This is a genomic window from Halobacillus sp. K22, from assembly GCF_052246795.1.
Lineage (GTDB): Bacteria > Bacillota > Bacilli > Bacillales > Halobacillaceae > Halobacillus.
This window is the reverse complement of sequence record NZ_JBQQCN010000037.1, coordinates 15,978-34,888: the sequence shown is the minus strand read 5'-3', so window position 1 is coordinate 34,888 and position 18,911 is coordinate 15,978. Positions and strand designations below refer to the sequence as shown.

At 41.9% G+C, this 18,911-nt stretch carries 21 protein-coding genes; 11 read left to right on the top strand and 10 right to left on the bottom strand.

The features are described 5' to 3' along the window. The first annotated feature begins 206 nt into the window (after positions 1–206). Together yhaM and ACTWPM_RS19345 are read left to right on the top strand one after the other, a co-directional pair. Positions 207–1,154: a 3'-5' exoribonuclease YhaM gene (gene yhaM / locus ACTWPM_RS19350; RefSeq protein WP_443134618.1), complete on the top strand. Its 948-nt coding sequence runs from the start codon at positions 207–209 to the stop codon at positions 1,152–1,154. A 90-nt stretch (positions 1,155–1,244) separates the two neighbouring features. Beyond that, complete coding sequence (locus ACTWPM_RS19345) at positions 1,245–1,439, top strand: sporulation YhaL family protein (protein ID WP_443134617.1); 195 nt, start codon at positions 1,245–1,247, stop codon at positions 1,437–1,439. Between the two features lie 62 nt (positions 1,440–1,501). Here the strand turns inward: ACTWPM_RS19345 and ACTWPM_RS19340 are convergent, their stop codons facing one another. The 5 genes from ACTWPM_RS19340 to ACTWPM_RS19320 form a co-directional block, all read right to left on the bottom strand. Then, a complete protein-coding gene (locus ACTWPM_RS19340; RefSeq protein WP_443134616.1) occupies positions 1,502–2,434 on the bottom strand; it encodes a peptidylprolyl isomerase in 933 nt (310 codons plus the stop codon). Positions 2,435–2,622: 188 nt separating this feature from the next. Beyond that, entirely contained in the window at positions 2,623–2,805 is a 183-nt protein-coding gene (locus ACTWPM_RS19335) for a hypothetical protein (protein WP_041601224.1), read from the bottom strand. A gap of 127 nt (positions 2,806–2,932) precedes the next feature. Continuing rightward, positions 2,933–3,484, bottom strand: a complete 552-nt coding sequence (locus ACTWPM_RS19330; protein WP_443134615.1) for a DUF3267 domain-containing protein — start codon at positions 3,482–3,484, stop codon at positions 2,933–2,935. 425 nt (positions 3,485–3,909) lie between these two features. After that, entirely contained in the window at positions 3,910–4,482 is a 573-nt protein-coding gene (locus ACTWPM_RS19325) for an HTH-type transcriptional regulator Hpr (RefSeq protein ID WP_443134614.1), read from the bottom strand. Positions 4,483–4,625: 143 nt separating this feature from the next. Then, the gene (locus tag ACTWPM_RS19320) at positions 4,626–5,132 is read right to left on the bottom strand and encodes a GbsR/MarR family transcriptional regulator (protein WP_443134613.1); all 507 of its coding nucleotides are present in this window, start codon (positions 5,130–5,132) and stop codon (positions 4,626–4,628) included. 283 nt (positions 5,133–5,415) lie between these two features. On the opposite strand from ACTWPM_RS19320, the gene proV reads away from it, so the two are divergent. From proV to ACTWPM_RS19305, 3 genes are all read left to right on the top strand, one after another. Continuing rightward, positions 5,416–6,618: a glycine betaine/L-proline ABC transporter ATP-binding protein ProV gene (proV, locus tag ACTWPM_RS19315; protein ID WP_443134612.1), complete on the top strand. Its 1,203-nt coding sequence runs from the start codon at positions 5,416–5,418 to the stop codon at positions 6,616–6,618. After that, the gene (locus tag ACTWPM_RS19310) at positions 6,602–7,447 is read left to right on the top strand and encodes an ABC transporter permease (RefSeq protein WP_443134611.1); all 846 of its coding nucleotides are present in this window, start codon (positions 6,602–6,604) and stop codon (positions 7,445–7,447) included. The genes proV and ACTWPM_RS19310 overlap by 17 nt, the downstream gene beginning before the upstream one ends. Positions 7,448–7,510: 63 nt before the next feature. Then, the gene (locus tag ACTWPM_RS19305) at positions 7,511–8,458 is read left to right on the top strand and encodes a glycine betaine ABC transporter substrate-binding protein (protein ID WP_443134610.1); all 948 of its coding nucleotides are present in this window, start codon (positions 7,511–7,513) and stop codon (positions 8,456–8,458) included. Between the two features lie 41 nt (positions 8,459–8,499). Here the strand turns inward: ACTWPM_RS19305 and ACTWPM_RS19300 are convergent, their stop codons facing one another. The 3 genes from ACTWPM_RS19300 to ACTWPM_RS19290 form a co-directional block, all read right to left on the bottom strand. After that, positions 8,500–8,913 (bottom strand): YtxH domain-containing protein, encoded by a 414-nt coding sequence (locus ACTWPM_RS19300; RefSeq protein WP_443134609.1) that lies wholly within the window; start codon positions 8,911–8,913, stop codon positions 8,500–8,502. Between the two features lie 188 nt (positions 8,914–9,101). Further along, positions 9,102–9,656 (bottom strand): tryptophan transporter, encoded by a 555-nt coding sequence (locus ACTWPM_RS19295; RefSeq protein WP_443134608.1) that lies wholly within the window; start codon positions 9,654–9,656, stop codon positions 9,102–9,104. A 128-nt stretch (positions 9,657–9,784) separates the two neighbouring features. Further along, positions 9,785–10,219 (bottom strand): HIT family protein, encoded by a 435-nt coding sequence (locus ACTWPM_RS19290; RefSeq protein ID WP_443134607.1) that lies wholly within the window; start codon positions 10,217–10,219, stop codon positions 9,785–9,787. A 147-nt stretch (positions 10,220–10,366) separates the two neighbouring features. Here ACTWPM_RS19290 and ACTWPM_RS19285 point away from each other — a divergent pair, with 147 nt between their 5' ends. From ACTWPM_RS19285 to ACTWPM_RS19275, 3 genes are all read left to right on the top strand, one after another. After that, on the top strand, positions 10,367–11,110 hold the full coding sequence (locus tag ACTWPM_RS19285) for an ABC transporter ATP-binding protein (protein ID WP_443134606.1): 744 nt from the start codon (positions 10,367–10,369) through the stop codon (positions 11,108–11,110). After that, complete coding sequence (locus ACTWPM_RS19280; RefSeq protein ID WP_443134605.1) at positions 11,103–12,317, top strand: ABC transporter permease; 1,215 nt, start codon at positions 11,103–11,105, stop codon at positions 12,315–12,317. Before ACTWPM_RS19285 ends, ACTWPM_RS19280 begins: the two co-directional genes overlap by 8 nt. 257 nt (positions 12,318–12,574) lie before the next feature. Further along, positions 12,575–13,282, top strand: a complete 708-nt coding sequence (locus ACTWPM_RS19275; protein WP_443134604.1) for an EcsC family protein — start codon at positions 12,575–12,577, stop codon at positions 13,280–13,282. Here the strand turns inward: ACTWPM_RS19275 and ACTWPM_RS19270 are convergent. Beyond that, complete coding sequence (locus ACTWPM_RS19270; protein ID WP_443134603.1) at positions 13,279–14,463, bottom strand: amidohydrolase; 1,185 nt, start codon at positions 14,461–14,463, stop codon at positions 13,279–13,281. The genes ACTWPM_RS19275 and ACTWPM_RS19270 overlap by 4 nt on opposite strands. A gap of 1,011 nt (positions 14,464–15,474) precedes the next feature. Continuing rightward, positions 15,475–15,912 carry a ferritin-like domain-containing protein gene (locus ACTWPM_RS19265; protein ID WP_443134602.1) on the bottom strand — a complete coding sequence of 146 codons (438 nt, stop codon included), beginning with the start codon at positions 15,910–15,912 and terminating at the stop codon, positions 15,475–15,477. Positions 15,913–16,150: 238 nt separating this feature from the next. On the opposite strand from ACTWPM_RS19265, the gene liaF reads away from it, so the two are divergent. From liaF to ACTWPM_RS19250, 3 genes are read left to right on the top strand one after another with little or no spacing between them, the layout of a single operon-like run. Continuing rightward, complete coding sequence (gene liaF / locus ACTWPM_RS19260) at positions 16,151–16,930, top strand: cell wall-active antibiotics response protein LiaF (protein WP_443134601.1); 780 nt, start codon at positions 16,151–16,153, stop codon at positions 16,928–16,930. An 11-nt stretch (positions 16,931–16,941) separates the two neighbouring features. Next, a complete protein-coding gene (locus ACTWPM_RS19255; protein ID WP_443134600.1) occupies positions 16,942–18,006 on the top strand; it encodes a sensor histidine kinase in 1,065 nt (354 codons plus the stop codon). Continuing rightward, complete coding sequence (locus tag ACTWPM_RS19250) at positions 18,003–18,635, top strand: response regulator (protein WP_443134599.1); 633 nt, start codon at positions 18,003–18,005, stop codon at positions 18,633–18,635. Before ACTWPM_RS19255 ends, ACTWPM_RS19250 begins: the two co-directional genes overlap by 4 nt. Positions 18,636–18,911: the final 276 nt, after the last annotated feature.

Sequence of the window (18,911 nt, the reverse complement as noted above, 5' to 3'; positions counted from 1 at the left end):
TGAGCGGCTTATGTCTCGAGTGTCTGGGTGATGGAACAAGACGAGTTATTTCCCCACCAGCCCGCTCCTCATCTCGTAACGGACCCAAGATATCTCGAATTCGAGTCTTACACAATCCGGCCCTTTACTGGGACAATCTGCTTATAAAAAACTAAGAACGATGTTTATAAAATTCTTGCTAATTTAAATGAAGGGAAGTGGGAGGATTGAAAAAGGGAATAGCACACTATCAAATTGGAGATTCATTTGACTATTTTCTATTGATAAAAACGTCCGTTAAAGGAGTAGCCAGCAATGGCAAACCATTCTTAACCCTCCTGCTTAAAGATCAGACTGGCGAAATTGATGCCAAACTGTGGGAAGCAAGCCCGGAGGATGAGAGAGTATTCCAGCAGGGAGAACTCGTAAAGGTGACAGGGGAAGTGGGGCAGTTCCGTAATAAACCTCAGCTCAAAATTCAAAGTATTCGCCCTGCTCAACCCACCGACGGAGTTTTTCAAGCTGATTTTATAGAGAAAGCTCCAGTAGAAAAAGAAGAATTAATGGAGCGAATCACGGAAGCGATTTTCGAGATGAAAAATGCAAATCTCCAGCGAATCACCCGCCAATTCATAAAACAGTACCAGGAGGATCTGCTCAGTTATCCGGCAGCAGTCAGAAATCACCATGAATATGTGTCGGGGCTCGCTCATCATATTGTCAGCATGCTCAATGTTGCTCGGGAAATGTGCAAGCTTTATCCGGACATTGATCAAGATCTTCTTTATGCCGGCATTATCCTTCATGACCTTGGAAAAATTAAGGAATTCTCCAATGCCGCCGCTCCGTCCTATACTACGGAAGGTAAGTTAATAGGCCATATCTCGCTGATGGCAGAAGAGGTCCGTATCGTCGCTAATGACCTGCAGATTGAAGGGGAAGAAGTCACGGTTCTGCAGCATATGATCCTGTCACACCACGGCAAGGGGGAGTGGGGAAGTCCGCGCCCTCCACTGATTAGGGAAGCTGAGCTTCTGCATCAGATTGATATGCTGGACGCGCGCATGAATATGCTGGATCGAGCTTTAAAAAAGGTAAGTCCAGGAGAATTTACGGAAAAAATCTACCCGATGGAACAGCGTGCCTTTTACAAACCTTCCTTCGAAGATAAGTAACTAGAGGATAAGAGAGATTACTAATCTTGTTCATATTTGGACAAACCTATTCATAGAATAGACACAAATGGAACAGGGAGGAAGCTAACCATGTGGTTTGGAATTCCAATTTGGGTCTTTTTCTGTATAGTCCTTATATTTGTTAGTGGAGCTATGGCTTTCAGGTCAATGAGAGCTGAGTATCATATGGAGCAGCAGTCGATCGAACAGGAAGGTCAGATTTATTTAGCGCGTATGGAAGAGGAAAAAGAAAGGCGAAATCGCCATAGGAAAGTTATGCTGTGACAATAGAATAGAAAAATCCCTGATGTAAATTTACATCAGGGATTTTTACTTTAATTAAACATTTACTGTTCTGAAGAACTGCTATCTTCAGATGAACTATTTCCTTCAGAACCGCTGCCTTGAGCAGGTTGAGCAGGCTGCTGTTTAAACAGATCCTTGTACTCATCAAGTTTCACATCAATTTCAGCTTCCTTCATCATGGTATTCATTTTTTCTTGTAGTTTAGCCTGGTCTACTTTTTGGCTGACTAGTGTACGTTTGATTTCTTCTTTAGCTTCTTCGTATGGCTTCACGTCTTCAGCGTCACGCTTATCGGTTACTTTAATGATGTGGAAGCCGAACTGAGTTTTAACTGGTTCGCTTACTTCTCCTTTTTCAAGACCGTAAGCCGCTTCTTCAAATTCTGGAGCCATCTTGCCTGGTCCAAACCAGCCGAGTTCGCCGCCCTGCTGAGCAGAACCGTCAGATGAATATTCTTTAGCAAGCTCGGCAAAAGATCCGTCATCTTCAAGCTTCTGTTTTACTTCTTTAGCTGTTTCTTCATCAGAGACTAAAATATGACTCGCTTGTACTTCTGTCTTCATCCGTTCGTAATACTGTTTCATTTCTTCTTCTGAAATGTCAATATCTTCAGCCGCCGCTTTTTCCTGAAGCAAGCTGAATCGAATGGTTTCTTTAAATTGTTCTTCACTAGAGAACCCGCTTTGTTGCAGAACCATTTCAAACTGATCGCCATATTGTTCTTTTAATGTTTCAAGTTCTTTATTAACTGCTTCATCAGATACATCATATTTTTCAGCAAGAACTTCTTTCATCACAAGCTGCTGAAGCACTTGTTCACCATTCTTGCTTTTCAGTTCCTGGTAAAATTCTTCTTTAGTTACGTTTCCACCGCTCGTTTCTACTACAGTTTCTGATTCATCCGCATTGGAAGAACAGGCAGATAAAGTGAATACGCTAGCCGCAAGAGCCACTGTAATTACTATTTTCTTCATTTCACGTACACTCCTATAAAACATTTTATTATTGTTGACGTAGAGGTTATCTTAACAGCCCATGAGTAAATATAACACATAAAGACCTGCGACTGCCATATTCTTCATTAAAAATTTGTGACAAGCCGATTACGACCAGCAGAATCTAAAAAACAGGCCGGGCTGTAGCTGCAACCGGGCCTGTCCGTTTAAAGTGTTATAAGCACTTCTACATATGAAGATATCAATAATATTGTAATGAGGACATTGATTGTCCGGAATACGCGAGTCTGCTTTTCATTCGACATCTTTGTTTTCAAGCATAAGGAATGAGTGAGTGAGTTGAATACGAATAAAATAACGAGCGCATACAAGATGAATCCGAATGCCATGACGATGTACCTCCTTTATTCCCTATGCAACTACTCTATCAAAATTTCCAGTAGTTGAACAGAAGAAAGGTTCTAAAAATAAAAAGCAGCTGATGCACTGGGGTGCAAGCTGCTTTATTATAAGGGTTTACGCTTCCCTTTGACGGATTAAAATGTCGTAGCCATCTTTAGCGTTTTCGATTACGCATTTTCTAGGAGCTCTAGCGAAATAGTTTAAATATAAAAAGTCAGGAAATGATAATCCGATATTGACCGCTGCAAAGATTACCAAATAAGCAAAGTAATTAGGGAATACGCAGCTCATGATGAGTGTTGGAATCGTAATAAAGATAGTCGGCGATAAGGCCATCATCATGGATGTCTGTTTTGAAAGTTTGGATTTGCATTGGTAAGTGAACGTCGGAAGTGTTCTCTTTCTGAACTTGAATTTAACACTAAACCGCTTGTATAGCAGCACTAAAGGCAAAATATGCATAAGCCTGTGCATAGCTGGCAGAAAGAATAAGATAACGACCAATGGCAGAAAGCCATGATCTTTCATATCATGCGTACCATGCAGCATAGAGAAAGGCAGATATAACAATAGAAAGGACAGAAGCCCTGTTAAAAATGACATCAGATAAACACGATTGAGACCGAATTCTTTATTGATGTTAACTGATTTCCAGCAATTCATCATAGAATCCCCCTTTACAGCGAAAATTGGTGTGAATAAGTTACGAAAATTTATAGAAAGTTAGTTTTTTTATGCGTTCTTATTGAGTAGCACATTTGGAATAATAGTACCTTTACAAGGAAAAAGCAATAGGTTTTTCGTAAAAAAAATAATTGCTTTATAAACCGCCATGGTGGGGCTGAGCTTGGGTAGGGTTATGTAGAGATGAAAGACTAAAGGAAGGAAAATTGTGAAAAATTAAGTAACAGGATTTGAAAGGCACAGTGACAGGAGGTTTGAGAGTAGGAAGTGACCTAAGGCGGAGGCGTTTAGCGGATCAGAATTTATTGAAAAGCTCCTCCTTAGAAAAGTAGAAAAAAGTTTTTGAAAATTTTCTCAAGATACAAAAAAACCCCTCCAGAAGTTATGACTTCATGGAAGGGATACCCTTAGGAAGATTTATGTTGATTTTTAAAGTCTTCAATATCGGTAGGTTCTTGAACAGAAGCTTCCTCTTCAATGTTATCTAAGGATCGTTCAAGAATTTCCATATACTCTTCGCCGTAAATTTCCTTTATAAGAGCAGATAAGTCCAGAAACTCCGGTAATTTACCGTACATTTCCGTCATTGGAAGAGAACCGCGCAAAACAGAATTATCTTCCGGGTTATATTCGCTTAACGTAGCCTCAAGAAGCTCGTTACCATCATCCGTAAGTTCTATATACGTATTCCTTTTATCATTCTCACGTTTTGAAAATTGAAGGAGACCGCGTTTTTCTAATTTCTTCGAGAAGTTAAACGCTGTAGAGACATGCATGACTCCAAACTTGGAAATTTCAGAGATGCTGGCCCCTTTTAAATGATAGGCAATCCATAAAATATGGTGTTCGTTGATGTTGAGCTGAAAAGGCTTTGTCCATTCCTGCCAATCTTTTTCGATGGCTTTCCAAAGCGCCTTGGATAATTGGGCCATTTTATGACTATAAAAAATAGCTTCTCGCTTGGAAATTCTTTCCTTCATACATCTCACCTTCTTTACGTATAAGTTACATCTATTGTGACAGGTTTATAGACATATTGAAAGGGATAATGCGCAAGAATACTATTTTTGTAAAATAATCTGAATATTTACAGGCGTATTTAGGGGTTCAAAACAATAATTACTTATTTCGGGTCCAATTTATGGAATGTTTTCAATATATTTTCATGAAAGTCGATCATCTGTTCCAGCCGCTGATACAAATGATCAGCTTCTTCCATTTGTTCCTCACTGGAAAACTCGCGATACCGTTTTTTCAGCTGATCTTCTACATTTTTTAAGGTGGTTTCCTGTTCATTGGCTGCGGACTGCCATCTACTAATATAAGAAGACATGAGGTTTTTATAGATACTTTTATTCGCTTGAAACAGATCTTTTCGAACGCCTTTTTTCCATACACGGTCAACCAGTCCCTGATCAACCAAGGAGCGGACTCCTGTACTCATGGAAGTTTTGCTTTTTCCGAGCGCCTGACTCATTTCATCGAGGGTCATAGAATCAGAATTAATATAGATCGTAACGAATAATCTCGCTTCTGCAGGGGTTAACCCAAACATTTCTAAGGTTTTTGAAAATTCAGTTATGACTTTTGTATGAATATCTTCTAACGGTTGGTGATCTTTTAATACCATAAGATCCTCCTTCAATTCATTGCTATCACTACATTACTATTAATTGGATAAAAATGAAAATTCCTTATAAGTAAGTAAAATCGAGCATTTTGGAGAAAATAAAAACATATTGGGAGTTTTGTTCTGTAAAGTTTATTCTGTACGTAATTTTTAAACTTAAATAAAAGAATTTATAGTTTGAACTATTTATTACAAATAGGTTACAGTTATAAGGTGGAAAGATGAGTGCGGATAAAATTTCGACCTAAACGTACCATAATAATAAAAACTAGAGGTGATAGACGTGCCGATTATTCAAGTAGAGAACTTGTCCAAAATCTTCGGTAAGCAGGCTAAGAAAGCCACCAAGTATTTGGATGAAGGTTTATCCAAGGAAGAAATCCTGGAGAAGACCGGAAATACAGTAGGGGTCAACCGGGCTTCCTTTAATGTTGAAGAGGGAGAAATCTTCGTAATTATGGGACTATCCGGAAGTGGTAAATCTACGCTTGTACGATTAGTCAATCGACTAATTGAACCAACAGAAGGCAGTGTTTACATTGACGGCCAGGATTTAGCCAAAATGGATAGTAAAAATCTTCGAGAAGTCCGCCGCCAAAAATTAAGTATGGTTTTTCAGCGATTTGCTTTATTTCCGCACCGTACAATCCTTGAAAACGCTGAGTTTGGTTTAGAGGTACAGGGCATCGATAAAGAAGAGAGACAGAAAAAAGCCAAAGAATCATTAGAAATGGTGGGACTTGGCGGATACATTCATCAGTTCCCTTCACAATTGTCTGGCGGTATGCAGCAGCGTGTAGGACTAGCCCGTGCTTTGGCCAACGATCCTGAAATTCTGCTTATGGACGAAGCATTTTCAGCTTTGGACCCATTAATCAGAAAAGAAATGCAGGATGAGCTGCTTGAGCTTCAGGAATCCATGCAGAAAACCATCCTATTTATCACGCACGATTTAGATGAGGCGCTCCGTATTGGAGATCGAATTGCCTTGATGAAAGACGGTAAAATTGTGCAAATTGGTACGCCGGAAGAAATTCTTGTCAACCCGGCGAATGATTATGTGGAAAAATTCGTAGAGGACGTAGACCGTTCCAAAGTATTAACAGCCGAACATATTATGAAGCGTCCTGAAACTGTTGATATCGAAAAGCATGGACCAAGGACAGCACTTGAACGTATGCGCAAAGAGGGTCTTTCAAGCATTTATGTTACGGATGCAAAACGTCATCTTCATGGATACGTCATGGCTGATGATGTGGCAGAAGCTGTGAAAAGTGATAAGAAAGACCTGAAAGATATTATGCGCACAGATATTCTTAAAGTGGAAAAAGACACTTCCATGGCAGAAATTTTTAATCTAATCCATGATGCACCGGTACCTGTCGCCGTAGTTGAAAATGACAGGTTACAAGGCATTATTGTTCGAGGAGCAGTAATTGCCGCACTTGCTGGAAATGAGGTGAATCTAAATGGAACTGATTCCTAAAATACCTGTGGCTGAATGGGTATCCTTATTTACTGAATGGGTTACCGATACATTTGAGCCTTTATTTGATTTTATCAAAAATGACTTTGGCGATTTTATTGAAATGTTTGCTGAAGACTGGTTAATGAGTATTCCGATTTGGCTGTTCATTATCGTTGTAGGTGTTATTGCATTCTTTATCTCTGGTAAGAAACTAGGCTTAACAGCGTTCTCGGTTGTCGGTTTATGGTTCATTTCCAACCAGGAGCTATGGGAAGAATTGATGAATACATTTACGCTTGTCATATTTGCCAGTTTGATCTCGGTTGTTATCGGAGTTCCTTTTGGTATATGGATGGCCAAGAGCGGAACCGTAGAGAAAATCCTTACTCCTATTTTGGACTTTATGCAGACGATGCCGGCTTTCGTTTATCTAATCCCGGCAGTAGCCTTCTTTAGTATCGGAATGGTGCCAGGGGTGGCTGCATCTGTCATTTTCGCTACACCGCCTACGGTCCGTTTTACGAATCTCGGGATCCGTCAGGTTTCCCATGAATTAATCGAAGCATCCGATTCATTTGGTACAACGAACACGCAGAAATTATTTAAAGTTCAATTGCCAATGGCTAAGAAAACGATTATGGCAGGAATTAACCAGACGGTTATGCTTGCTTTGTCTATGGTTGTTATTGCTTCCATGATCGGTGCAAAAGGTCTGGGGCAGACGGTTATTACCGGACTGCAGCGTGCTGATGTCGGTACAGGTTTTGTAGCCGGTCTAGGGATTGTAATTCTGGCTATTATTATTGACCGCTTTACCCAGAATTTGAACACCCAGCGTGGTGATTAAACGTTTTACAATGAGGGCTGGAAGTCCAGTCCTCATCTACTAAATAAAAAAGGAGCAAATGACATGTTTAAATTTGATTGGAAACGCCTTAGTGTAGCAGCTGGTCTTTCGTTGACTCTTGTAGCAGCAGGCTGTGGCTCGTCTGATGAAGGGTCTGAAGGAACAAGTGGAGGTAGTAATGAAGGTGGAGAGTCTACTTCAGAGGAAGTAAACTACGGAGAAGAAATGAACTATGAAATTACAGGTATCGAGGCAGGAGCAGGGGTAGTTAAGGCTGCTCAAAGTGCTGTAGAAGAATATGAAAACCTGGCCGGATGGGAAGTATCTACCTCGTCCTCAGGTGCGATGGCTACAGCTTTAGGACAGGCTGTTGAGAATGAAGAACCTATTATTGTAACAGGCTGGACACCGCACTGGAAATTCGCTAAATACGATTTGAAGTATCTCGAAGATCCTAAAGAAGTTTTTGGTGGAGAAGAGCAAATTAAAACCATGGTACGTAAAGGTTTGAAAGAAGAAAAACCAAATGCTTACAAAATTCTAGATCAGTTTAATTGGACAGCCGCTGATATGGAAGAAGTTATGCTTGAAATCAATGAAGGTGCTGAACCTGCCGAGGCAGCGAAAAACTGGATTGAGAATAACCAGGAAGCTGTAAGCTCTTGGACAGAAGGTACAGAAGAAGTGGACGGCACAGAAGTTGAGCTTGTTTTTGTAAACTGGGATTCAGAAATTGCTTCTACGAACGTTGTGGCAGAAGTTATGAAACAACAAGGTTTTAATGTGACCATTACACCACTTGATAATGGACCAATGTGGGAAGCTGTCTCAGAAGGAGAAGTGACCGGGATGGTAGCTGCATGGCTTCCAGCAACACACGGTGACCTTTATGAACAGCATAAGGATAACCTGGAAGACCTTGGTGCGAATTTAGAAGGGGCTAGAGTTGGATTGGTTGTTCCGAAGTATATGGAAGTTGACTCTATTGAAGATCTAAAAGCAGCTGAATAATTATAAAAAACCGGAAGGCGATTACCCGCCTTCCGGTTTTTTTAATGGTTATTACTTTCATCATCGGATGGATTGACATCCTCGTTATTATTTTGCTGCTCGGATTTTGCTTTCTCTTCCAATTCTTTTAGACTTTCTTCGATCTGTTCTAAGTATTTCTGGATGTTTTTTTGGTGAGGCTCTACGGTTTTTTTCCAGCTTTCAATGGATGTTTTTACATCTTCAGAAAGTTCTTTAATCAAATCGGCTCCCTCTTTAGAAGTTTGGGCAATCTGATCTTTCAGCTGCATGCCATCTTCCCGTAGACTGAGTACGGTGTTTTTTAAGTTTTCGCTTTTTAAGCGGGCGCCTTCTCTAAATTCACGTCCAGATGAAGGGGCACTGAGCAGTGTATAAGCAGCTCCTGCGATTCCACCTACGATGATACCTAAAGTTAAGGATTTTGCATTTGGCATAAAAAATCTCCTTTCCTATCTCCTGTTTTATTATTTTCTCTTAGAATGAATGAACCAAACATAAAATAATAAATAAAAAATAAAGTACGATGAAGATAACCTGAAAGTGATTTCTTTGGTGATAGTAAACAGAAGGCACTACATCTGATGCAGTGCCTTTAACTCCTTATAATTCTTCCAATAACCCTTCAATTCCCTTTGGAAATGGAAGGGGAAGAAACGGGGAGAACTTCATTTATGCTGGATCTTCTTAAAATGGAAACAGCAATTGGATATATAATCGCCATGAACGCGAGGTTCAAGGCAGCTGTTGGTAAAACAACCGTTAGGAACATGACAGAAAAGCTCGCTTTCATTAAACCGATAACATATAGTACAAGGCTTAAAAAGATCGTCCCGCTGATTATGGTCCCCACAGCTGCCAATGCAGGTGCTCCCCACTTGGAATGGCGTAAAGGACGAATCAATAAGACAATTCCAAACACGAGTAAGCCTGTTACAGGTTTATCAATTAAATTTGCTAACTGACCTCCCGGAACCGTCGTAGTTAATGCGGAAATAAAACCGGTAGCAATCGATAAGATGAGCACATAAGGAAGCTTAGGGAATAATAAAATACCTAAGAACATCATGGCAAGCATCATATCCGGCCTCATTCCCAGGAAGAACGGGGGCACAATTGCGTGCAGAACTGCTCCAATTCCAACAAATAAAGATAGCATGACTAACACTCGAGTATTCATTTGTACATCTCTCCTCAACTAAACTAGTCTCTTTGTAATTTACAATCCAAACGTGCCCTTGTGGCCGCTTGCGAATGCATAGCAGTATTATACCAAAACGAATGTTGAAAAATCAAAACATCGCACAGTTATTTAGGAATATTCTGGCTGATTTCTCCGGCAATACTTTGTAAATCTTCCGGTGCATAGTCATCGGCATGTGTTTCCCATTTGGCTTCAAATCCATCTTGATCTCCGTATCTCGGCAGCAGGTGGATATGTAAGTGATAAACAGATTGACCAGCCGGGGCTTCGTTATTATTCAGGACATTCATCCCAATGGGGTCATAGGTTTCTTTAATTGCATTCGCAATCTTTGGAATGCGGGAAAATAATTTCTCCGCCACATCCGGGTGCGTATGATAGATGTCTTTGGAATGCTGCTTAGGAATCACCAGCGTATGGCCTTTCGTCACTTGACTGATATCAAGAAACGCATAGACGTCTTCATCCTCATAAACTTTAGCTGATGGAATATCTCCATCCAGGATTTTGCAGAAAATACAATCTTGTGCTTCAGACATATCCAACACTCCTTTAACTTTTGTTCTATTGTATCACAAAAGTAGAGGGTGACTCGACGCTCAGCATCCTTCCGCCGTCTATGCAAGTTAGGAAGGAATTGTGGTAGAATTTGATAAGAATGTATGCATATGAAAAGAGGGATCAAGTTGAGTTCGTTACTTCAAGTGAATAACCTTCATGGAGGTTACACCCATAAAAATGTCCTGCACGGAATTTCGTTTCAAGTGCAGCCGCATGAAATTGTTGGGCTGATCGGTTTAAACGGAGCAGGTAAAAGTACAACTATTAAACATATTATCGGCATGATGCAGGCTAAAGAAGGAGAGGTTTCCATTAATGGAACTTCTTTTGAAAAAAACCCCGAAGAGTACCGTCAGCAGCTTGGCTACATACCTGAAATGCCAATTCTGTACGATGAATTGACTTTATTTGAACATCTTGAGTTAACAGCTATGGCTTACAATGTACCGGAAGATTTGTTTAAGAAGCGTCTGGATCCATTGCTTAAGGAGTTCCGAATGGAGAAGAAACTTAAGTGGTTTCCCGTTCATTTTTCTAAAGGCATGCGCCAAAAAGTAATGATTATGTGCGCCTTTTTAATTGAGCCGGAACTTTACATTGTTGATGAACCATTTGTGGGTCTTGACCCTCTTGGAATTCAGTCGTATTTGCAATTGATGGAAGATATGAAAGACAAAGGAGCCGGTGTGCTCATGTCTACTCATATTTTGGCTACCGCTGAAAAATACTGTGACCGCTTCATTATTCTTCACGATGGAAAAATCAGAGCGATGGGGACGCTTGAAGAATTAAGACACTCCTTTAAGCGCCCGGGTGCATCTCTGGACGAAATTTACGTTCAGCTGACAAAGGAAGACGATCATGATTAATGCCAAAGAGCTCTGGAACCGCCGATTTTCGGAACATATGAAAGAGACAAGCCGTTACTTAAAGTACATCTTTAACGAGCATATTGGTATAGCTTTATTCTTCTTTCTAGCGGCTCTCGCTTATTATTACCAGCAATGGCTGGCTGATCTTCCAGAAGCATTCCCGACCGCCTGGGTAGTGGGGATTGCCTTTGGGTTGATTGCAAGCTACAGTCCTGTACGGACCTTGTTGAAAGAACCTGATCTTGTCTTCCTGCTGCCGGCTGAATACCAGCTGGATACGTATTTTAAGAGGAGTCTGTATTTTAGTTTTGTCATACAGATTTACACGGTTTTGATTGTTGCAGCTGCGCTTGGGCCACTTTATTTTGCCTCGTATCCTGATCTTGGAAGTCGTCATTACCTTGTAATGATTGGTGTTGTGTTTGTGGTTAAAGTATGGAATATGCTTTCCAACTGGTGGATGCTGAAGGAAAGAAATGCAAGAATCCGGAACACTGACCAAGTGGTAAAAGTCGCTTTGAACATCATGATCTTTTATTTTCTGTCACAGGGAGAATGGCTGTATGCAAGCATTGTAACGATTCTGCTCGCTGCACTCGTGTTGTACACATACAGTCTTTCAAGTAAAAAAGCCGGACTCGCCTGGGACCTTCTAGTTGAAAAAGACCAGCAGAGAATGAGAACGTTTTACCGCATTGCGAACATGTTCATCGATGTACCGCATTTGAAAAATACGGTAAAGAAACGTCATTCGCTCGTCCGGGTATTGCTTAAACCGCTCACGTACAAACAAAGCCACACGTTTACGTATTTGTACCGGATTACCTTTATTCGGAGCAGTGATTATCTAGGGATGTATCTGAGGTTGATGGTGATAGGTGGACTTGCCATCTGGTTTGTGCCGAATATATGGATGAAAATCGCCTTTGCCATTTTATTTTTGTATTTGAGTGCTTTTCAGATGATGACACTTTGGAATCATCATCGGACAAACATTTGGCTTGATTTGTATCCAATAAAAAGAGAGTGGAAGCAGGGGGCATTGCTGGAATGGCTGCGTCAGATCATGCTATTTCAAACGTTTGTATTTGGGCTGCTGTTTATTATTCAGTGGAACCTTTTGGGGCTGCTGATCGTATGGATTGGAGGAAGTGCCTTCAGTATCGCCTTTATCCAGAGTTATGTGAAACAGAAATTAACGTAAACAAGGAGGGCGCATACTTGCGCGCTCCTTTCTTATTAGAATCTGAAAATATATTTTGAAAGACCGGCTGAAAGCAGTGTCTGCGAGTTTAGGTTCCGTGGCATTATTCAACATTAGCTATCGCTACTGAAAGTATTGATTTCGATTACTTTCTCGGGCTCCGCCTGACGGCTCTTACCTATTGTTCATCCCATAGGAGGATCTCTCGTTTGTTTGATTGTATGATGAAGATATTTTAATAAAGGAGGTTGTTATGTGTGAATTATGAAGAAAAAGCACTTAAGGAAGCTTTGCGCTGGAGCCGCTCTTTAGAAAAAAGATCTTCTCTAATGCAGCGGCACTCCAAAAGGGTACAGGAGGTTATTAATAACAAAGTTCCTGACAAAGTTCATGATGTGGTGACAGAAAGTATTCGAAGGATGATTGAAACCGCACTTACCACTTCCGAATACGTGCGGCCATTGGAAGTCAATCCCGATTGGACTTTGGAGGAAAGGGAACAAAGGTTAGAGGAAATTTTAAAACAGTATAAACAGACCGCAGCTTTTGAGGGAGCAGGCACTGGCTTTGGCGGATTTTGGCTTGGGCTGGCAGATTTTCCTTTGTTTCTAAGTATTAAGATGAAATTCTTGTTTGATGCAGGGCAGCTTTACGGGTTTAATGTAGATTCATATGAAGAAAGAGTGTACTTGCTTCACATATTTATGCTTACATTTTCAAGTGATGACACCAGACGATCGATTAAAGATATAGTACTGGACTGGGACCAGGCTCCTCCTAGCCGAAAACAAATTGACTGGAAGACGCTCCAAATTGAATACCGGGATACATTGGATTTTGTGAAATTGCTCCAGCTCTTTCCAGGAATCGGAGCTGCCGTCGGTTACATCGCAAATGGTCGGCTGCTTCAGTATTTAGGAGAGACGACTAAAAATGCTAGCCGCCTCCGTCTCCTGAATAATTAAGAAGTGTGATGTTTTTCCTGGTAACTGCGATAGGCTTGCAGTAAAGTTTTCGCAGCGTGATTCATCGCTTTTTCATCAAAATCAAATTTTGGGTGATGATGAGGATAATAATGGTCGGGAATTTGAGCTCCGGTAAAGTAGAAAGCGCCGGGCTTGTCTAACAGGTAATAAGCGAAATCCTCACCGGCCATGACAGGCTCAACCTCTTGCGTGCGGAGATTACTGTCTGCTTCGTGGGCGTTCTCTAAAATGAGTTCGGCCTCTGCTTCGTGGTTGACTACAGGCGGGTAGCCTTTTTCGTAATTAAACGAATAGTCGGCATCATATCCTACACATGTACCTTTAATAACTTTTTCCATTTCCTCTATAATCAACTGCTGTACTTCGGGATCGAAAGTTCTAACTGTTCCTGTTAACTTAGCTGAATCAGCAATAATGTTGAACGTATGGCCCGCTTCAAAGGTGCCGACAGATAAGACAGCTGTTTTAAGTGGGTCAACTCTGCGGCTGATAACCTGCTGTAATGAGGTGACGAGCTGGGATGCAATGACAATGGCATCTTTTGTCTGATGCGGCTGAGCTCCATGCCCGCCTTTTCCTTGAATCGTTATTTCAAAACGGTCGGCTCCTGCCATGAAGGGTCCTTTTGCTGTTTCAATAACATTGGTAGGTGTATTTACCCACAAGTGCGTGCCGAATACAGCGTCGATATGATCGAGCTTTCCGGACTTAACAATAGGCTTGGCTCCGCCCGGGGCATATTCTTCAGCGTGCTGATGCAGAAAGATCACAGTGCCAGGAAGATCCGCTTGAAAAGGAACAAGCGCTTCGGCTAGCCCCAGCAGAGCCGCGGTGTGACCATCGTGGCCGCAGGCATGCATAGCGCCGTCATTCTGGGATTTGAATTCAAGGTGATCGTTTTCTTCTTGAATCGGAAGGGCGTCAAAATCTGCTCTTAAGGCTACTGTCTTTCCAGGTTTTCCACCTTTAAGGGTAGCCAGCACTCCATTACCGCCGACGTTTTTTTCGTAGGGGACCCCTAAACGCTCGTATGTATCCGCAATGTACTGGGCGGTTTCTTCTTCGTAAAAAGAGACTTCAGGATGCTGGTGCAGGTGCCTCCGCGTTTGAACCATTTGATTATATTGTTCATCAATTGCTTGAAAGACATCATTCCACATTCATAACTTCCTCCTATGTTTTCTATAGATTGCATAAAGTGTAATATAAGTAACCCTAATTCTCAAACAAATTAGATTAGTCTAAAAAATGACAGCCTCGTTCCTTACAATACTCTGGCTAAAACAATCACGTTATTAAAGAAAAGCTACCGTTACTGGAAGACTCAGTTTCGAGACTTTTGTTAGAATTAGGTCCTGCGGGGGACGATTCCGCTTTCCGGCCCTGCACGACGCAGGGTCGTTCGACGTTGCCACACGACGTGGCGTTCTTAGTCGAACCTCCACTTCTGTGGTAAGCTTCCTCAGGCTTCGCCTTCCGGGATCTTACCGATCATGTTCATCCCACAGGAGTCTTCATCGTCCCCCTCCGGACCTGGCCGAATCAGAAACTCGAAACCACTAAATACACTGGTTGCTTGGTGAGAAAAGGATGGGATGAAGAGTGTATTTCATGCTAAAATGATGTGAAAAAGCTTGTCATAGAAGCATTTAGGACCTATTTAGAAGAAGAGCATTCTCTTATCTGAAAGGGTCCGTTATTCTCCCGTGACTGGGTTGGTGGGGAAATAGCGAGACTCCCATGGGAGAAGGAACTAGGTGAGATCCCGCAGGGAGTGAAACGAGCGAGGAAGCTCACGGTAAAAGGAGGATCGACTAAGGTCGCCACGTCCTGTGGCAACGTCGATCGACCCTACGTCGTGTAGGGCCATAGGAAAGTGTTCAAATGTGGAATCACCCCGAAAGACACGAACAGCATAAGCCGAGCATCAAAAGGATGGTGGTTTTTCCAACCGTTGATGAACGGCTTATGTCTTGAGTGTCTGGGTGATGGAACAAGAAGAGTCATTTCCCCACCAGCCCGCTCTTCATATCGTAATGGACCCAATATATCTCGAAATCGAGTCTTCCACAATCCTGCCCTATTGTGTGATATTTCTTTTGTGTAAGATAACACCTATAAGGTATAAGGTACAAAAAAACCGCTGCCCAGGCAGCGGTTTTGGACTTCGTCTATTCAGTTAATCGAGAATCTTTTAGCATGCGACCAATTTCTTCATAGTGACCTGTTTCATCAGAGATCAAGTCATCCAGTTTAACAGCGAGTTCAGTAAGGCCAAGTTCCTCTGCCTGCACTTTACGCTCTTCGTATCGCTTAATAGTTTGACGCTCAGCTTCTCTTGCTTCCTCAAGCATCGGTTTTACTTCCGTATGCTGCTTCACCTCTGCTGGAGTGGTGGTAGGCGTACCGCCTAATATGCTGATTTTCTCGGATAAGTAAAGGGCATGTGCTTGTTCATCAGCCACTTCGCTTTCGAAAAATGGTTTTAGAACGGAACGATATAGACCAGATACAACCGCGGCATTATAAGTGTACATAATTGAAGCGGCATATTCATTGGCCAAGTCTTCATTTAATCCATCGATTAATACTTTCATTTTTTCATCCATATGACAACATCCTTTCTATAAAAAAGTTGCACAGTTTAGATATTCCCTGAGACTTGTTATTTAAACCTCCTCTCTGTTTTTTCTAAGCCTCCGTCCTAAGACGGAGAAGAAACCCATCTTCGGCTTGTTTCTACATGGTAGAATAAACGCTAAAGTAAAGATAAGGAGAACCTTTCCTATATCTAAGAAGGGATTTAAGAAACGAATAGAGAATAATTCATCGCAGGATGAAAAAAGGGTGATTCAATTGAAAAAAAGAGCAGCAAATATTTTATTAGCCGTAGGACTGGTTGCAATTGGAGCCATTCTGCTGTTGGCGAACCTAGAGATTATTTCCTTGGAAATGGAGTTCTCATGGGCCACGATTTATCCATTTCTACTAGCGGGTATTGGGTTAAAATTGTGGGGGGACTCTCTTTTAAAACAAGGTGGATCCTGGACGATCGGCTCCTTCCTTACAGTGTTTGGAGTCTTGTTGATCCTGGACCGTTTTGAAGTGATCTCCTTTCATTTTGGGGATGTTTTGCGATTATGGCCGTTGTTATTTATATATATTGGTTTCAGTATTTTTCTTGGTGGGCAAAAAACGAGAAAATTTGAATTTGATGTAAACGGAGCCTCTTATCATGAACCTTCTTCAGGAAAGAGAAGAAAATCCACCAAGATGCTCATTGGGGACCACTCCTATAATGATGAGAACTGGAAGGTCGAGCCGATGGATTTATGGAATGGTATAGGGGATTACAAGTTTGATTTCACCAGAGCGTTCATTCCGGATGGAGATACTCCTATCATTGTAAGAGGGTGGATTGGCGATGTGAAAATGATTATTCCGAATAACGTGCCTTTTCGTGTCGAGGCCAGGATTAAGACCGGGGATATTAAAGTAGCCGGACAGACTGCTGATGGTTTAAGAAGAGAGATCGTGTATGAAACGGATGATTACCAGTCGGCAAATAGAAGATTATCTCTATGGATTGACTTCAATATAGGATCAATAAAGGTCGAACGTGTTTAGGGGGGAGTGCTATGTTTAAGCAGCTGAACAGTATCCGGTATATGTATATCCGTTCGCATTTGTACGGGCTTATCTTGAATATATTTATAATGCTTGCTTTGCTTCTCTCTGTTCACGTATGGTTTGATCCCACCTGGCTTCACCCCGGAGCGATCTTGTTTTTTATTATTTCCTATCTTTTAGTTGGATTCGTAATGGCGGTTTATGCTGGCTTCAAATCAAGCGGGGATATGAAACAGCGCATGGACTATATTTCTACGATGATTACCAGGCTTGCCCGAGGTGAACTGTCTTCACGACTTTATTTTAATGAGGATGATGAAATTTCGGGAATCGCGGATGAGTTGAACACACTTGGAGAAAAACTGCACCAGCAGAGGGAATCTCTTCTCAAGCTTGCAGATGAAAAAGGTGAATTGGCGCGCTCAGCACATAAAGCGGCGACTATCGAAGAGCGGCAGCGATTGGCTAGAGATCTTCACGATGCGGTCAGTCAGCAGTTGTTTGCCTTAACTATGATGGCTCAGGCAGCTGACCGAGTGATTGAAAAGAAACCCGAACAAGCAAAAGTGCAGCTGAAGGAAATCACGCAAATGGCTTTGCAGGCTCAGACAGAAATGAGAGCACTGCTTCTGCACTTGCGGCCGGTCCACTTATCAGGAGAACCCCTGGATCAGGGAATTGCTTCGCTTATTGAAGAACTGAAGCAAAAATGTTCCTTGGATTTCAAGGTTCAAATGGAAGAAATCTCGGAACTGTCTAAGACCACGGAAGAACACATTTTCAGGGTGGTCCAGGAGGCACTATCAAACATTCTCCGGCATGCCAACGCGAAGGAAGTCAAGGTGGAAATGACGAGCTCCAGCCGTGAAGTATTTTTACATATTGCTGATGACGGCGCGGGTTTTCATGCAGAAGACAAAAAGGGTAATAAGGCATCTTATGGATTAAAAACGATGAGAGAACGCTGTGAAGAGGTGGGCGGGGAGTTCACGATCCGTTCACGTGTAGGAGAAGGGACTCACATTGATCTTCGAGTTCCTAAACAGCTATCTACCAAGGAGGCAGAAGAATGATACGTGTCGTAGTCATTGATGATCATGAAGTGGTCCGTAAGGGAATTATAGCCTATCTAAATACGGAAGAGGAACTCGAGATTGTAGGGGAAGCTGCAGACGGTCACACAGGAGCAGCTCTTGTAAAAGAGTTAAAACCTGACGTCGTATTAATGGATTTAATTATGGAAAATGGGACGGGAATTGAAGCCACGGAAGAAATAATGAAGACAGAGACTTGCAGAATTATTATTTTGACGAGCTTTTATGATGATGAAAAAGTGTTTCCTGCACTAGAAGCCGGGGCATTCAGCTATATGCTGAAAACTTCTTCTGCGGACGAAATTGCCGAGGCGATCAAAAAAGCTTACCGAGGTGAAAACGTGATTGAGCCGAAAGTGGCCACCAAAATGATGACTCGTTTTCGCCAGGATAGGAAGCCCCATGAGGAACTGACGAATCGTGAGAGGGAAGTTTTAATGTGCATTGGAGAAGGGATGACCAACCAGGAGATCAGTGACAACCTTTTTATCGGAATTAAAACGGTAAAAACGCATGTAAGCAATGTTCTCAGCAAGTTAGAAGTACAGGATCGTACTCAGGCTGCAGTGTACGTCCACCGTAATGGTCTGTTGAAAAAAGATAAATAAGATCAAGTTCTTTAAACAGACTGTATTTCCAAATAAGCCAGCCACCGTTTGTGGAAGAATCAGTTTCAAGATAATCGGGCCCGTTATGTTAAATTGAGAAGGGTTGGTGGGGAAATAACTCGCTTTCCTGAGGGGAACTGGCAAGCCTCCTCGGTCGTTATCACTCTCTGTGGGGTCTCTCCTAGCTCCTTCTCCCACGGGCGTCTCGCTATTTCCCCACCAACCCAGCTTTATTAGGGGGGAACGGATCCTTCCAGAAGAGAAAGATTCTCCTGC

What these genes read in the sequence shown, in the direction of transcription:
- ACTWPM_RS19335 (WP_041601224.1), bottom strand. Translation starts at nt 2,805, where the DNA reads ATGGCATTCGGATTCATCTTGTATGCGCTCGTTATTTTATTCGTATTC.
- ACTWPM_RS19330 (WP_443134615.1), bottom strand. Translation starts at nt 3,484, where the DNA reads ATGATGAATTGCTGGAAATCAGTTAACATCAATAAAGAATTCGGTCTC.
- ACTWPM_RS19345 (WP_443134617.1), top strand. Translation starts at nt 1,245, where the DNA reads ATGTGGTTTGGAATTCCAATTTGGGTCTTTTTCTGTATAGTCCTTATA.
- ACTWPM_RS19270 (WP_443134603.1), bottom strand. Translation starts at nt 14,463, where the DNA reads ATGTGGAATGATGTCTTTCAAGCAATTGATGAACAATATAATCAAATG.
- ACTWPM_RS19320 (WP_443134613.1), bottom strand. Translation starts at nt 5,132, where the DNA reads ATGGTATTAAAAGATCACCAACCGTTAGAAGATATTCATACAAAAGTC.
- ACTWPM_RS19310 (WP_443134611.1), top strand. Translation starts at nt 6,602, where the DNA reads ATGGAACTGATTCCTAAAATACCTGTGGCTGAATGGGTATCCTTATTT.
- ACTWPM_RS19340 (WP_443134616.1), bottom strand. Translation starts at nt 2,434, where the DNA reads ATGAAGAAAATAGTAATTACAGTGGCTCTTGCGGCTAGCGTATTCACT.
- ACTWPM_RS19305 (WP_443134610.1), top strand. Translation starts at nt 7,511, where the DNA reads ATGTTTAAATTTGATTGGAAACGCCTTAGTGTAGCAGCTGGTCTTTCG.
- ACTWPM_RS19300 (WP_443134609.1), bottom strand. Translation starts at nt 8,913, where the DNA reads ATGCCAAATGCAAAATCCTTAACTTTAGGTATCATCGTAGGTGGAATC.
- ACTWPM_RS19295 (WP_443134608.1), bottom strand. Translation starts at nt 9,656, where the DNA reads ATGAATACTCGAGTGTTAGTCATGCTATCTTTATTTGTTGGAATTGGA.
- ACTWPM_RS19325 (WP_443134614.1), bottom strand. Translation starts at nt 4,482, where the DNA reads ATGAAGGAAAGAATTTCCAAGCGAGAAGCTATTTTTTATAGTCATAAA.
- ACTWPM_RS19280 (WP_443134605.1), top strand. Translation starts at nt 11,103, where the DNA reads ATGATTAATGCCAAAGAGCTCTGGAACCGCCGATTTTCGGAACATATG.
- ACTWPM_RS19255 (WP_443134600.1), top strand. Translation starts at nt 16,942, where the DNA reads ATGTTTAAGCAGCTGAACAGTATCCGGTATATGTATATCCGTTCGCAT.
- ACTWPM_RS19265 (WP_443134602.1), bottom strand. Translation starts at nt 15,912, where the DNA reads ATGGATGAAAAAATGAAAGTATTAATCGATGGATTAAATGAAGACTTG.
- ACTWPM_RS19250 (WP_443134599.1), top strand. Translation starts at nt 18,003, where the DNA reads ATGATACGTGTCGTAGTCATTGATGATCATGAAGTGGTCCGTAAGGGA.
- ACTWPM_RS19290 (WP_443134607.1), bottom strand. Translation starts at nt 10,219, where the DNA reads ATGTCTGAAGCACAAGATTGTATTTTCTGCAAAATCCTGGATGGAGAT.